This window comes from Anianabacter salinae (assembly GCF_019061145.1).
GTDB lineage: Bacteria > Pseudomonadota > Alphaproteobacteria > Rhodobacterales > Rhodobacteraceae > Anianibacter > Anianibacter salinarum.
This window is the reverse complement of record NZ_JAHQZS010000006.1, coordinates 193,774-206,985: the sequence shown is the minus strand read 5'-3', so window position 1 is coordinate 206,985 and position 13,212 is coordinate 193,774. Positions and strand designations below refer to the sequence as shown.

Here is a 13,212-nt window from a genome sequence, read left to right as displayed (position 1 = left end):
GCCATGTCAGGGGCGGCCCAGGTCGCAGGAGATAGCCCATGAAAATCGCGGTGCAGATGGATCCCATTGCGGGGATCGACATTGCTGCCGACAGCACCTTCCGCATCATGGAAGAGGCGCAGGCGCGGGGGCACTCGCTGTTCTACTACACGCCCGACAAGCTGGCCTATCAAAGCGGCGGGGTCACGGCGCGCGGGCAGTCCGTCGAGGTGCGGCGCGTCAAGGGCGACCATGCCACGCTGGGCGAGATGCGCGAGGTCGATCTTTCGGACTTCGATGTCGTCTGGCTGCGGCAGGACCCGCCCTTCGACATGGGCTACATCACCACCACGCATCTCTTGGACATGATCCATCCGCAAACGCTGGTGGTGAACGATCCGTTCTGGGTGCGCAATTCGCCCGAAAAGCTGCTGGTGCTGCGCTTTCCCGAACTGACCCCGCCGACGACGATCGCGCGCGATCTCGAAACGCTGCGCGCGTTCCGGGAGGCGCATGGCGACATGATCCTCAAGCCGCTTTACGGCAACGGCGGTGCGGGGGTGTTCAAGCTGCTCAAGGGTGACGGCAACCTGTCGTCGCTGCACGAGCTGTTCGGCGGCATCAACCGCGAGCCGCTGATCGCGCAGAAATTCCTGCCGGACGTGAGCAAGGGCGACAAGCGCGTGATCCTTGTCGACGGTGAACCCGTAGGCGCCATCAACCGCGTGCCGCAGACCGGCGAGACCCGGTCGAACATGCATGTGGGCGGCCGTGCCGAGAAGGTGGCGCTGACCGACCGCGACCGCGAGATCTGTGCCGCCATCGGCCCGGTGCTGCGCGAGAAGGGGCAGATCTTCGTCGGGATCGACGTGATCGGCGACTGGCTGACCGAGATCAACGTGACCTCGCCCACCGGCCTGCAAGAGCTTGAGCGGTTCGACGGCGTGAACGTCACCGCGAAGATATGGGAGGCGATCGAGGCCCGCCGCGCATGAGCCCATCGTGGCGGCTGCGGCTTGTCGCCGTCTGGTGCCGCCGGGTGCAGATGCCGCTTCTGCGACGCCCCCGCAACATCGCCGCCGCGCGGGCCCGTGTGCGCATCTTATCGCTTGTGTTCCTGCGCGGGCGGCGGCGGTCCTCGTACCGAACAGAGGCACGGGGCGGCGTTCCCTGCCGCGTCCTGCAGGGCGGCCCCGACACGCTGTTCCTTGTCCACGGCGGCGCCTTTGCGCTGTTCAGCGCGCGCACCCATCAAGGGGTCGCTGCGCGGCTGGCGGGCGCGGCGGGGATGACGGCGGTCCTGCCAGAGTATCGCCTCGCGCCCGAGCACGGGTTCCCGTGCGCGCTCGACGATGTCTGCACAGCATACCTTGCGACATACCTTGCGACTTTGGGGCGGGGGCGCATCGTTCTTGCCGGGGACAGCGCGGGCGGGAACCTGATCTTTGCGCTGCTGCACCGACTGATCGCGCGGGGGCTGCCCCTGCCCGCTGCGGTCGTGGCCTTTTCACCCTTCGTCGATCTGGCGCTGACGGGCGAGTCGTTCGTCACCAACGCGGGCACCGAGGCGTTGCTGCCCGCAAGCCGGTTTCCCGAGGTGGTCGCGGGCTATGCCGGGGCGGCCGATCCAGCCGACCCCGAGATTTCGCCGGTCTACGGCACCTTCACCGGCGCACCGCCCTGCCTGATCCAGGTGGGTGATGGCGAGTTGTTGCTGAGCGACGCGGTTGCGCTGGCGGAGCGGCTGCGCGCGCAAGGGGCGCCTGTCACGCTCGACATCCTTCCGGGCGGGCTTCATGCCTTCCAGCTTCTGACCGGCTGGCTGCCAGAGGCCGATGCCGCGCTCGACCGCGCCCGGCGGTTCATCCGGCAACGGCTTCGCGAAGATCGGGCATCCGGTAGCTGACCGCTTCGGCGACATGGGGCAGGCGCACCTCGCCTGCGCCCTCGAGATCGGCGATGGTGCGCGCGACGCGCAGGATGCGGTGATAGGCGCGCGCCGACAGGCCGAACCGTTCGGCCACGCGCGTCAGCAGCGCCCGTCCCTCGGCATCGGGCGCGGCGATGGCTTCGAGCAGGGCGCCCTCGGCGTCGGCGTTGACCCGCATCGCCGCGTGCTCCGTGAACCGCGCGGACTGCCGGGCGCGGGCATCCTCGACGCGAGCGGCGACAGTAGAGGACCCATCGCCCGAGGCGGGCAGGTCGAGGTCGGTGAAGGCCACCGGCGGCACGTCGATGCGCAGATCGAAGCGGTCCATGAGCGGGCCCGAGATGCGGCCAAGGTAATCCTCACCGCAGATCGGCGCGCGGGCACAGGCGCGGCCAGGATCGGCCAGGTGCCCGCATTTGCAGGGGTTCGCGGCGGCCACCAGAAGGAACCGGCAGGGATAGCGGATATGCGCGTTGGCGCGGGCCACGACGACCTCACCGGTCTCGATCGGCTGGCGCAGGGTTTCCAGCACGGGGCGGGCGAATTCCGGGAACTCGTCCATGAACAGGACCCCGTTGTGCGCGAGAGAGATTTCCCCCGGCTTGGCGGCGCGTCCACCCCCGACGATGGCGGCCATCGAGGCGGTGTGGTGCGGTTCGCGAAACGGGCGCGTGCGGCTGATCCCGCCCTCGTCCAGCAGCCCGGCGAGCGAGTGGATCATCGACGTCTCCAGCGCCTCGGCGGGGGATAGCGGCGGCAGGATGCCGGGCAGGCGCGCGGCCAGCATCGACTTGCCCGACCCGGGCGGGCCGACCATCAGGACATGGTGCCGCCCCGCCGCCGCGATCTCGAGCGCACGCTTGGCGCGTTCCTGCCCCTTCACGTCGCGCAGGTCGCGCGATTGCGGGCCGGTCGTGACCTCGCCGGGTTCGGCAGAGGCAAGCACGCGCTGGCCGGTGAAATGCTGGATCGCCTCGGCCAGCGTGGCAGGGGCGATGACCTCTGCCGCATCGACCCAGGCGGCCTCGGCGCCGCATTCCTTGGGGCAGACCAGCCCGCGCCCTTCCGCCGCTGCGGCCATCGCGGCGGGCAGCGCGCCGATCACCGGGACAAGCCGCCCGTCGAGCGATAATTCCCCCAGCGCGACCATCGCCTCGACCGCATCGGACGGCAGGATTTCCAGCGCCGCGAGCAGGGCCAGGGCAATCGGCAGGTCGAAGTGAGAGCCTTCCTTGGGCAGATCGGCGGGCGACAGGTTTACCGTGATCCGTTTTGACGGCAGGGCGATGGACATGGCGGTGAGCGCGGCGCGGACCCGTTCCTTGGCCTCGCTCACGGCCTTGTCGGGCAGGCCGACGACGGTAAAGGCAGGCAAGCCGGGCGCGACGGCGCATTGCACCTCGACCAGACGCGCCTCGATCCCCTCGAACGCCACCGTGTAGGCCCGCGCGACCATCCGTCCTCCGTCCGCCAATCGTTAACGGATTGCACGGGAAGGGTTTAGGATTGGTAAATGGCCATGAAGGCAGGCCACGCGCCAGGGTCGGCGGCGGTCTTGTCCCGGCAGACCGGGTTGCAGAAGCCCCAGATGCGGCCGCCCGCCTGCAGGAAATGGGTCACGGGTTTGTGCGAGTAGGGGCAGAGCGCGTTGACCGAAGGCCCGGCGTCCACGGCCTGAGCGGGGATCGGCGCAGGTCCGGGCCAGGCGACCGGCGGATAGTCGCGCTTGTACCACGGCAGCGTCTCGCCGGTGACAAGCCCAAGCGCGCGCCAGCGGCGCAGGGCGGGGTCGGCGAGGTGCGCGTCGACATAGGCGCGGGCGGCGTCCGACACCGGCAGGCCATACCCGGCAATGCGCATGGCGACGGGGGCAAAGAAGGCATCCGCGATGCTGTAGTCGCCCGCGAGCCAAGGCCCGCCGAAGCGGCCGAGCGCATCGGTCCAGATCGTCTCGATCCGTGCGACATCGGCCAGCACGGCGTCCGGGGCGGGCACGTCCTGGTAGGCGGCGCGCAGGTTCATCGGGCAGAATTCGCGCAGCGCGCCAAAGCCTGCGTGCATCTCGGAGGCCAGCGTGCGCGCAACCGCGCGGCGCAAGGGAACGGACGGCCAAAGGCCAGCGTCCGGGAATCGCGTCGCCAGTTCCTCGGCCAGCGCGAGGCTTTCGCTGACGATGGCGCCTTCGGGCGTAACCAGCGTGGGCACGGTGCGGGCAGGGGCAAATTCGGCCAGTTGCTCGGCCACCGACGCGCCCGATGCGAAATCGACAAAGCGCGTGGCGACTGGCAGGCCGAAGCGTTCGACCATCAGCCAGGCGCGGAGCGACCAGCTTGAATAGCTGCGATCGCCAAGAAGAAGCGTGTAATCCATGCCGCGACGCTAGGTCAGATGCGCGCGCGGCGGAAGCCGGATTTTTGGCGGCCCCGGCATCACGGGCAGTGATTGATCCGCCCGGTGCGAAAGCCGCCGTCATGGACGATCTCGGTGACGGACAAGGGGTCGATCCGGTGGCTGAACGCCTCGTAGGCGCTGACCCCCAGCGCGCGTTGAAGCTGACCAAGGATCACGCCCATATGCGCGACGACGACGATGTCGGGGCCGCTGTCGCGGATCAGCCGGTCGATGGCCGGATCGACCCGGGCCCGAATGTCGTCCCAGCATTCGCCGTTCGGGGCACACAAGGCTCCGGGATGTTCATAGAAGGCGCGGATACGGTCAGGGTCGTCCGCCTCGATCTCGTCGAAGCGGCGCAGTTCCCAATCGCCGAAGTTGATCTCGCGGAGGGCCGGGTCGTCGGGCAAGCGGCTGCGGCCCGCGCCAAGCGCTTCGGCCGTGGCGCGCGCGCGGCCAAGGTCCGACGAGACAAGCGCGGCACGGTCGGGCAGATGCCGGGACAGGCGGGCGATGCGGTTGGTGTCGGAAAGATCGGCGGGGATATCGGACCAGCCGACCATGCCTTTCGCATGGGTCGGCCCATGCCGCACAAGGAACAGCCGTGTCATGCAAGCCCTGTCGGCAAGGCGCCCTTCAGCGCAAAGGGCAGCCCCGCCATCACACCGACCGCAAGGCCGGCCTCTGCGGCCAGGCGCTGGTTCAACCGGCCCTGCGCGTCGCGGAACCGGCGGGCCAGCGCGTTTTCTGGCACGATCCCCATGCCGACCTCGTTCGACACCACGACGACCGGCGCGGCACAGTCCGCCAGCGCCGCAAGCAGGGCATCGGTTTCCAAGGCAAGATCGGCCTCGGCCAGCATCCGGTTCGACAGCCACAGCGTCGCGCAATCCAGAAGGACGACATCGCCGGGCGCAGCCGAAGCGAGGGCGGGCGCGGGATCGTGCGGCGCCTCGATCGTGCGCCAGCCGCTGCCGCGCTGGTCGCGGTGCGCCGTGATCCGCGCGCGCATCTCGTCGTCAAACGCCTGCGCCGTGGCGATGTAGACGCGCGGCCGCCCTGTCATGAGAACGAGACGTTCGGCGACATATGATTTCCCGGAACGCGCCCCGCCTAGAACGATCGACAACTTTGGCAACATCGCGTTGAACTTTATCTGATCCGGCTGCGTTACTGCTCCGTATCCATTTTCGATGATACGTTAAAGGGTCCGCACCGGCCCATGTGAAAAACCGGGGGGTTTTTGATGGCACTCGATGGATTTTCCGACCAGTCACTTTCGCGCCGCGCGATGCGCGCTGAACTTCTCGACGCCGAAACCGAGCTTCGCCTTGCCTACGCCTGGCGCGATGAGCGGTGCGAGGAATCGCTGCACCGCCTGATTACTGCCTACATGCGCCTCGCCATCTCGATGGCGGCCAAGTTCAAGCGCTACGGCGCGCCGATGAACGACCTGATCCAGGAGGCCGGGCTTGGACTGATGAAGGCCGCCGACAAGTTCGACCCCGACCGCGGCGTGCGGTTTTCGACCTATGCCGTGTGGTGGATCAAGGCCTCGATCCAGGACTATGTCATGCGCAACTGGTCGATGGTGCGCACCGGGTCCACGTCTTCGCAGAAATCGCTGTTCTTCAACATGCGCCGTGTCCAGGCCCGGCTCGAGCGTGAGGCGGCATCGCGCGGCGAACGGCTCGACAATCATCAGCTGCGCCACATGATCGCGACCGAAGTTGGCGTGCCGCTGCACGATGTCGAGATGATGGAGGGCCGCCTTGCCGGGTCCGACTATTCGCTGAACGCGACGCAGTCGGCCGAGGACGAGGGGCGCGAATGGATCGATGCGCTGGAAGACGACGCCGATCAGGCCGCCGAGGTCGTGGCGCGGGACAAGGACATCGACACGCTGCGGACATGGCTGGTATCCGCCATGCAGAACCTGAACGAGCGTGAGAGGTTCATCGTGACCGAGCGCAAGCTGCGCGATCAGGCCCGTACGCTGGAAAGCCTTGGCAACGAGCTTGGCCTGTCCAAGGAACGCGTCCGGCAGCTTGAAGCCGCGGCATTCCAGAAGATGCGCAAGAGCCTTGAGACCCAATCGCGCGAGGTCTACGAATTCTTCGCATGAAGTCTTTTGCACTCAGTCTGGCGGCGGCGCTTGGCGCCGCCGTTTGCGTCTCGGCCCAGGAAATCGCGCCAACGGACCTGTATGACCTTCCGCCCGCGGACGTCTACATTCTTGGCGAGCGGCACGACAACGCGGTCCACCATGCCCATCAGGCGATTGCCGTCGAAGCGGTCGGCGCGGCCGCGCTGGTGTTCGAGATGCTGACCGACGTGCAGGCCCTGACCGTGACGCCCGAGATGCGCCGCGATCCCGAACGGCTGGGCACGTCGCTGGAGTGGGAGGCCAGCGGCTGGCCGGACTTCGAGATGTATTATCCGATCTTCGTCGCCGCGCCCGACGCGCCGATCTTTGGCGGCGCGGTGCCCCGCGACGACGTGCGCCGCGCGGTCGCGGACGGTGCGGCGGCGGTGATGGGCGAGGCGGCGCTGGTCTTCGGCCTCGATCAGCCCCTGCCCGAGGCGCAGCAACTTCTGCGCGAGGCTGGCCAGATGTCCGCGCATTGTGATGCTCTGCCGGCGGACATGCTGCCGGGCATGGTCGAGGCGCAGCGCCTGCGCGACGCGGCGATGGCACGGGCGGTGATCGCGGCGGTGGCAGACACCGGCGGGCCGGTCGTGCTTATCACAGGCAATGGCCATGCCCGCACCGACTGGGGTGTGCCCGCCGCGCTGGCCCTAGCTGCGCCGGAGCTGTCCGTCGTCAGCATCGGCCAGTTCGAGGACCGCGACGAAGACACCCCCTATGACCGCTGGCCCTATGACCGCTGGATCGTGACCGAGCCCGCCGCGCGCGACGATCCCTGCGCCGCCTTCCGCTAAGGGCTTGCCGGTTGTGAACCGCGTGGCCGGTGCCTAAGACTTGGCCCAAGGGCACTCAAGGGGCATGCGATGCTGGCTGGCAAACGGATACTTCTGATCATCGGCGGCGGCATCGCCGCCTTCAAGACGCCCGACCTGATCCGGCGCCTGAAGGAACGCGGCGCCGAGGTTACGCCGGTGCTGACCCGCGCAGGCGCCGAGTTCGTCACGCCCCTGACCCTGTCGGCCGTCGCGGGGCAAAAGGTCTATACCGAGCTGTTCGATCTGACCGATGAGGCCGAGATGGGGCATATCGAGCTGAGCCGCGCCGCCGACCTGGTGGTGGTCGCCCCCGCCACTGCCGACCTGATGGCCAAGATGGCAGGCGGTCATGCGAACGATCTGGCCTCGACGCTGCTGATGGCGACGGATAAGCGCGTGCTGATCGCGCCCGCTATGAACGTGCGGATGTGGGACCACGCCGCCACCCGGCGCAACCTTGCCACCCTGATGGGGGACGGCATCCTGACTGTCGGCCCGAACGAAGGCGACATGGCCTGCGGCGAGTTCGGCAATGGCCGCATGTCCGAACCGCTGGAAATCGTCACCGCCATCGAGATGGCGCTTGCGGACGGGCCGCTCAAGGGGCGGCACATCGTCGTCACCTCGGGACCGACGCATGAACCCATCGACCCGGTGCGCTACATCGCCAACCGCTCGTCGGGCGCGCAAGGCACCGCGCTGGCGCGCGCGCTGTCGGCGCTGGGCGCGGACGTCACCTTTGTGACCGGCCCCGCGAGCGTGCCGCCCCCCGGCGGTGTTCGTGTCGTGCGCGTCGACACCGCCGCGCAGATGCTGGACGCGGTGCAGGCGGCGCTGCCAGCCGATGCCGCCGTCTTCGCCGCCGCCGTGGCGGACTGGCGCATGGCCGATGCGGTGCACAGCAAGATCAAGAAGGACGCCTCCGGCGCGCCGCCGACGCTGGCCTTCGCCGAGAACCCGGACATCCTTGCCACCGTTTCAGGCATGGGCGACGGGCGCCCCGCGCTGGTCGTGGGCTTCGCCGCCGAGACGGATGACGTGATCGCCAATGCCACCGCCAAACGCGCGCGCAAGGGCTGCGACTGGATCGTCGCCAATGACGTGTCCGAGGCGACCGGGATCATGGGCGGCACCGAGAACGCGGTGACGATCATCACCGAGGGCGGCGCCGACGCCTGGCCGCGCATGACCAAGGACGAGGTCGCGCGCAAGCTGGCCGCGCGCATCGCCGAGGCACTTGGAGGCGCGGCATGACCGCGCCTGTCGTCAAATTGCTGCGTATCCCCGGCAGCGACACGGACCTGCCCTTGCCCGCATACGAGACGGCGGGCGCTGCAGGCGCTGACCTGCGCGCGAACCTGCCCGAGCACGACCGCGAGGCAGGCGTGACGCTGGACCCGGGCGAGCGTGCGCTGATCCCGACGGGCCTGCGTATCGAGGTGCCAGGTGGCTTCGAAGCGCAGATCAGGCCGCGGTCCGGGCTGGCGTTGAAACACGGCATCACCCTGCTGAACACGCCCGGCACCATCGACAGCGATTATCGCGGGCCGCTTGGGGTGATCGTGGTGAACCTTGGCCAGATGCCCCACACCATCGCGCATGGCGACCGCATCGCGCAGATGGTGATCGCGCCGGTGGTGCAGGCGCGGATGGAGGAAACCGACGCGCTGGGCGACACCGCGCGGGGGGCCGGCGGCTTTGGGTCCACGGGGCGCGGCTGATGGTCTATTTCCTTGTTGCCGCTGCGGCGCTTTGGGCGATGGGCCGCGCGATGAAGGCACCGGTGCAGGCGCGCTGGACGATGATCGGCCTTCTCTACGCCGCGGTACTGGCGGCGCTTGTCGTCTCGCCGCAGGGCGGCCCGCTGGAACGGATGCTGGGCGGCTCGCTTGGCGAATGGCTGGTGCTGGGCGGGCTGGCGGCGGTGATCTGGGCCTATCACGCAGGGCTGGCGCGGCTGCGCGGACGTGCGGCAGAGGCAGAGGCGGCAGCCGCCCCCGCAGCCCGATCCGGCGCGATGTCCGAGGTCGAGCTTGACCGCTACGCGCGCCACATCTTCCTGCGCGAGATCGGCGGGCCGGGCCAACGCAAGCTGCGGGCCGCGAAGGTGCTTGTGGTGGGCGCAGGCGGACTTGGATCGCCCGCGCTTCTGTATCTGGCCGCCGCCGGGGTCGGCACCATCGGCGTGATCGACGACGACGCCGTCGAAGGCACGAACCTGCAGCGTCAGGTGATCCACACCGACGGGCGGATCGGCATGCCCAAGGTCTTCTCGGCCGAGACGGCGATGAGCGCGATCAACCCCTTCGTGACGGTGAGACCCTATCACCGCCGCCTGACCGCCGAGATCGCCGAGGACCTGATCGCGGACTACGATCTGGTGCTCGACGGCACCGACAGTTTCGAGACGCGCTATCTGGTGAATGCCGTCTGCGTGCGTCTGGGCAAGCCGCTGATCGGCGGCGCGCTCAGCCAATGGGAGGGGCAGGTGTCGCTGTGGGACCCGGCACGCGGCGCGCCGTGCTACCGCTGCATTTTTCCAGAAGCGCCTGCGCCGGGTCTTGCACCGACGTGCGCCGAGGCGGGCGTGGCCGGGCCGCTTCCGGGCGTTGTCGGGTCGATGATGGCGCTGGAGGCGGTGAAGGAGATTGCAGGCGCGGGAGAGGGGCTGCGCGGGCGGATGATGATCTACGACGGTCTATATGGCGAGACCCGGATGATGCGGCTGCACCGCCGCGCCGATTGCCCGGACTGCGGGGGCATCCACTGACCGGGATACCGGGGTGGTGATCGGGAGACACTGGTGATCGGCGCCCGTGCGGCCTAGCTTGGGCCGACAGTCTTTCGACAGGAGCCCCCGATGACCAATCCGCTGCTTGCCCCCTGGGACACGCCGTTCCAGATTGCCCCGTTCGACCGGATCACCGACGCCGATTTCGGCCCCGCCGTCGAACAGGCGATGCAGGAGGGGCGCACGCGGATTGCCGAGATCGCGGAAAACCCGGACGCCCCGACTTTCGCCAACACCATCGAGGCGCTGGAACGCGCGGACGAGACACTGAGCCGTGTGCTGGGCGTGTTCTTCAACCTCGCAGGCGCCGACAGCACGCCCGAGCGGCAGGAATTGCAGCGCCGGTTCTCGCCGATGCTGGCCGAATACGGCTCCGAGATCGTGATGAACGCCGCCCTGTTCGCGCGGATCGAGACGCTGTGGGACGCGCGGGACAATCTGGGCCTGAACCCCGAGCAGGCGCGGCTGTTGTATCTGACCCGCCGCAACTTCGTGCGGGCGGGCGCGGCGCTGGAGGGCGAGGCGCGCGACCGGCTGTCGAAGGTCAAGGAACGGCTGGCCGTGCTGGGCACCCAGTTCACCCAGAACCTTCTGGCGGACGAGAGGGAGTGGTCGATGCCGCTGACCGAGGCCGACCTTGCGCCCTTGCCGAAATACCTGCGCGACGCCGCCCGCGCGGCGGGAGAGGAGCGCGGCAAGAACGGACCCATCGTCACGCTGTCGCGATCGCTGATCGTGCCGTTCCTGCAGGTGTGCCCCGACCGAGCGCTGCGCCGCCGCGCCTATGAGGCATGGGGCGCGCGCGGGGCGAACGGCGGGTCGACCGACAATCGCGCCATCGCCGCCGAAATCCTGGCGCTGCGCGCCGAACGCGCGGCGCTCTTGGGCTACGAGAGCTTTGCGCATCTCAAGCTGGAAACCGAGATGGCGGGCACGCCGCAGGCCGTCGAAGACCTGTTGATGGCGGTGTGGCAGCCTGCCCGCGCCCGCGCCGAGACCGACGCGGCAGAGCTGGAGGTGATGCTGAGCGCCGACGGCCACGCCGCCCCGCTGGAGCCGTGGGACTGGGCCTATTACGCCGAGAAGCGCCGCCGCGCGCTGCACGATCTGGACGAGGCGGAGGTGAAGCCATACCTGCAGCTCGACCGGATGATCGAGGCGGTGTTTTCCTGTGCGCAGCGCCTGTTCGGGCTGGAGTTCCGCGCCGCGGACGTGCCGCTGTATCACGCCGATGTGCGCGCGTTCGAGGTAACGCGGAATGGGGAACCGGTTGCTCTGTTCCTTGGCGACTATTTCGCGCGCGGCTCGAAGCGGTCAGGCGCGTGGTGCTCGGCGATGCGGGTCCAGCAGAAGCTCGCGGGCGATATCCGCCCCATCGTCGTCAACGTGTGCAACTTTGCCAAGCCCGCCGCCGGGGATCCCGCGCTTCTGTCCCATGACGACGCGCGCACGCTGTTTCACGAGTTCGGCCACGCGCTGCACCAGATGCTGTCGGACGTAACCTATGCCTCGATCTCGGGAACCAGCGTGGCGCGGGATTTCGTGGAACTGCCGAGCCAGCTTTACGAGCACTGGCTGGGCGTGCCCGAGGTGCTGTCCGAATTCGCCACCCATGCCGAGACCGGCGCGCCGATGCCGCAGGACCTGCTGGACCGGCTTCTGGCGGCACAGAACGCGGACGCCGGGTTCCGCACCGTGGAATACCTGGCCTCGGCCATTGTCGATCTGCGCTTTCACGAGGGCCCGGCCCCCGCCGACCCGATGCAGCGGCAGGCGGAGGTGCTGGAGGAGATCGGCCTGCCGCACGCGATCCGGATGCGCCACGCCACGCCGCATTTCGCCCATGTGTTCGCGGGCGACGGCTATGCCAGCGGATATTACAGCTACATGTGGTCCGAGGTGATGGACGCCGACGCCTTCGCCGCCTTCGAGGAGGCGGGCGGCGCCTTCGATGCGGACATGGCGCGGCGGCTGGAGGAGACGGTGCTGTCTTTGGGCGGATCAGAGGAGCCGGAGATCCTGTATACCCGGTTCCGGGGCAAGATGCCCGAGGTCGAGGCGCTGTTGAAGAAGCGGGGTCTTGCGGCCTGAGCCGGGGGAACGGGCCTTGCGGGCATTGAGCCCGCTGCGTCCCGTGCGAGACGACTCCCGCGCGCTCTCCCAATTTCGGGACCAAAGATGCAGGATCAGGTCTTGGAGGGGTCTTCGGGGTGCGGCCGCACGCCCACCGGGTCCTTGTGCACCAGCACGTCCGCCTCGGGGTAGGCGGCGATGATCGCGCGGCGCAGCCCTGCGCCGATGGCATGGGCTTCGTCGAGGCTTTGGCTGCCGTCGAGTTCAATGTGGATGTTCACGAACACGCGGCTTCCGGCGGTGCGGGTCTTGAGGTCGTGGTAGCCGTGCACGCCGGGGTAGCGCGCGGCGATCCCGGCGATGCCGCCCACCATGCTGTCCGGCGCGGCGCGGTCCATCAGCGCGTTCCAGGCGCCGCGGCCGATGCCGAGCGCGCCCACGGCCAGCATGGCGGCGGCGCCCAGCGCAACGATGCTGTCGATCTGGCCGAGCCCGAGGCTGGCAGAGGCCCAGAGCGCGATGATCGCGCCGATGTTGGGCAAGAGGTCGCCCGCGTAATGCAGCATGTCGGCGCGCACCACGCGGCTTGCCGTGCGGCGCGCGACGCTGCGCTGCCACATCAGCAGCGCCGCGGTCAGCGCGATCGACAACACCATCACGGCGATGCCGGGGCCTTCGTTCTGAAGCGGCGAGGCGGCGCCCGAGATCAGGCGCGCGGCTGCAGCAGAGGCGATGACGCAGGCCGACACCAGTATGAACAGGGCCTGGCCGAGCGCGGCGAGATCCTCGGCCGAGGAATGTCCGAAGGCGTGATCCTCGTCGGGGGGGCGCGCGGCATAGGCCATCGCGGCGAGGCCGCCCAGCGACACCATCAGGTCGAGCGCACTGTCGGCGAGGCTGGCGCCTACCGACAGCGCCTGTGTCGCCGACAGCGCCCAGAGCTTGGCGACGACCAGCACTGCCGCGACGGTGACGGAGAACAGGCCGGCCGAGATGTTCAGCCGTGTGTTGGCGCGGTTGGTCATGGCGTATCCAGCGGTTGCGGCGACCATGCCGCCCGGCGCCGGGACTGGCAAGGCGGGAG

At 68.9% G+C, this 13,212-nt stretch carries 13 protein-coding genes; 8 read left to right on the top strand and 5 right to left on the bottom strand.

Annotated elements, in window-relative coordinates; genetic code table 11:
* Positions 1 to 38 precede the first annotated feature (38 nt).
* Entirely contained in the window at positions 39 to 974 is a 936-nt protein-coding gene (gene gshB, locus KTJ87_RS16360) for a glutathione synthase (RefSeq protein WP_267140221.1), read from the top strand.
* Entirely contained in the window at positions 971 to 1,885 is a 915-nt protein-coding gene (locus tag KTJ87_RS16355; RefSeq protein WP_267140220.1) for an alpha/beta hydrolase, read from the top strand. Before gshB ends, KTJ87_RS16355 begins: the two co-directional genes overlap by 4 nt.
* Here the strand turns inward: KTJ87_RS16355 and KTJ87_RS16350 are convergent.
* From KTJ87_RS16350 to cobU, 4 genes are read right to left on the bottom strand one after another with little or no spacing between them, the layout of a single operon-like run.
* A complete protein-coding gene (locus KTJ87_RS16350; protein ID WP_267140219.1) occupies positions 1,842 to 3,365 on the bottom strand; it encodes a YifB family Mg chelatase-like AAA ATPase in 1,524 nt (507 codons plus the stop codon). The two genes, KTJ87_RS16355 and KTJ87_RS16350, sit on opposite strands and share 44 nt — an antisense overlap.
* 44 nt (positions 3,366 to 3,409) lie before the next feature.
* Positions 3,410 to 4,279, bottom strand: coding sequence for a glutathione S-transferase (locus tag KTJ87_RS16345; protein ID WP_267140218.1), 870 nt, complete (start codon positions 4,277 to 4,279; stop codon positions 3,410 to 3,412).
* Positions 4,280 to 4,338: 59 nt separating this feature from the next.
* The gene (locus KTJ87_RS16340; RefSeq protein WP_267140217.1) at positions 4,339 to 4,911 is read right to left on the bottom strand and encodes a histidine phosphatase family protein; all 573 of its coding nucleotides are present in this window, start codon (positions 4,909 to 4,911) and stop codon (positions 4,339 to 4,341) included.
* Positions 4,908 to 5,441, bottom strand: a complete 534-nt coding sequence (gene cobU / locus KTJ87_RS16335; RefSeq protein WP_267140216.1) for a bifunctional adenosylcobinamide kinase/adenosylcobinamide-phosphate guanylyltransferase — start codon at positions 5,439 to 5,441, stop codon at positions 4,908 to 4,910. Before cobU ends, KTJ87_RS16340 begins: the two co-directional genes overlap by 4 nt.
* Positions 5,442 to 5,546: 105 nt before the next feature.
* Between cobU and KTJ87_RS16330 the strand changes: the two genes are divergently transcribed.
* The 6 genes from KTJ87_RS16330 (at position 5,547) to KTJ87_RS16305 (ending at position 12,146) form a co-directional block, all read left to right on the top strand.
* Complete coding sequence (locus KTJ87_RS16330) at positions 5,547 to 6,425, top strand: RNA polymerase factor sigma-32 (protein WP_267140215.1); 879 nt, start codon at positions 5,547 to 5,549, stop codon at positions 6,423 to 6,425.
* The gene (locus tag KTJ87_RS16325) at positions 6,422 to 7,243 is read left to right on the top strand and encodes a ChaN family lipoprotein (protein ID WP_267140214.1); all 822 of its coding nucleotides are present in this window, start codon (positions 6,422 to 6,424) and stop codon (positions 7,241 to 7,243) included. Before KTJ87_RS16330 ends, KTJ87_RS16325 begins: the two co-directional genes overlap by 4 nt.
* A 69-nt stretch (positions 7,244 to 7,312) precedes the next feature.
* Positions 7,313 to 8,518, top strand: a complete 1,206-nt coding sequence (gene coaBC / locus KTJ87_RS16320) for a bifunctional phosphopantothenoylcysteine decarboxylase/phosphopantothenate--cysteine ligase CoaBC (protein ID WP_267140213.1) — start codon at positions 7,313 to 7,315, stop codon at positions 8,516 to 8,518.
* A complete protein-coding gene (gene dut / locus KTJ87_RS16315) occupies positions 8,515 to 8,985 on the top strand; it encodes a dUTP diphosphatase (RefSeq protein WP_267140212.1) in 471 nt (156 codons plus the stop codon). The genes coaBC and dut overlap by 4 nt, the downstream gene beginning before the upstream one ends.
* Entirely contained in the window at positions 8,985 to 10,034 is a 1,050-nt protein-coding gene (locus KTJ87_RS16310) for a HesA/MoeB/ThiF family protein (protein ID WP_267140211.1), read from the top strand. Before dut ends, KTJ87_RS16310 begins: the two co-directional genes overlap by 1 nt.
* 90 nt (positions 10,035 to 10,124) lie before the next feature.
* The gene (locus KTJ87_RS16305; protein WP_267140210.1) at positions 10,125 to 12,146 is read left to right on the top strand and encodes a M3 family metallopeptidase; all 2,022 of its coding nucleotides are present in this window, start codon (positions 10,125 to 10,127) and stop codon (positions 12,144 to 12,146) included.
* A gap of 95 nt (positions 12,147 to 12,241) precedes the next feature.
* On the opposite strand, the gene KTJ87_RS16300 is transcribed toward KTJ87_RS16305, so the two are convergent.
* Positions 12,242 to 13,153, bottom strand: a complete 912-nt coding sequence (locus tag KTJ87_RS16300; protein WP_267140209.1) for a cation diffusion facilitator family transporter — start codon at positions 13,151 to 13,153, stop codon at positions 12,242 to 12,244.
* Positions 13,154 to 13,212: the final 59 nt, after the last annotated feature.

Bases quoted from the DNA above. Each gene is read 5' to 3' on its own strand.
- gshB (WP_267140221.1), top strand. From the start codon at position 39: ATGAAAATCGCGGTGCAGATGGATCCCATTGCGGGGATCGACATTGCT.
- KTJ87_RS16355 (WP_267140220.1), top strand. From the start codon at position 971: ATGAGCCCATCGTGGCGGCTGCGGCTTGTCGCCGTCTGGTGCCGCCGG.
- KTJ87_RS16350 (WP_267140219.1), bottom strand. From the start codon at position 3,365: ATGGTCGCGCGGGCCTACACGGTGGCGTTCGAGGGGATCGAGGCGCGT.
- KTJ87_RS16345 (WP_267140218.1), bottom strand. From the start codon at position 4,279: ATGGATTACACGCTTCTTCTTGGCGATCGCAGCTATTCAAGCTGGTCG.
- KTJ87_RS16340 (WP_267140217.1), bottom strand. From the start codon at position 4,911: ATGACACGGCTGTTCCTTGTGCGGCATGGGCCGACCCATGCGAAAGGC.
- cobU (WP_267140216.1), bottom strand. From the start codon at position 5,441: ATGTTGCCAAAGTTGTCGATCGTTCTAGGCGGGGCGCGTTCCGGGAAA.
- KTJ87_RS16330 (WP_267140215.1), top strand. From the start codon at position 5,547: ATGGCACTCGATGGATTTTCCGACCAGTCACTTTCGCGCCGCGCGATG.
- KTJ87_RS16325 (WP_267140214.1), top strand. From the start codon at position 6,422: ATGAAGTCTTTTGCACTCAGTCTGGCGGCGGCGCTTGGCGCCGCCGTT.
- coaBC (WP_267140213.1), top strand. From the start codon at position 7,313: ATGCTGGCTGGCAAACGGATACTTCTGATCATCGGCGGCGGCATCGCC.
- dut (WP_267140212.1), top strand. From the start codon at position 8,515: ATGACCGCGCCTGTCGTCAAATTGCTGCGTATCCCCGGCAGCGACACG.
- KTJ87_RS16310 (WP_267140211.1), top strand. From the start codon at position 8,985: ATGGTCTATTTCCTTGTTGCCGCTGCGGCGCTTTGGGCGATGGGCCGC.
- KTJ87_RS16305 (WP_267140210.1), top strand. From the start codon at position 10,125: ATGACCAATCCGCTGCTTGCCCCCTGGGACACGCCGTTCCAGATTGCC.
- KTJ87_RS16300 (WP_267140209.1), bottom strand. From the start codon at position 13,153: ATGACCAACCGCGCCAACACACGGCTGAACATCTCGGCCGGCCTGTTC.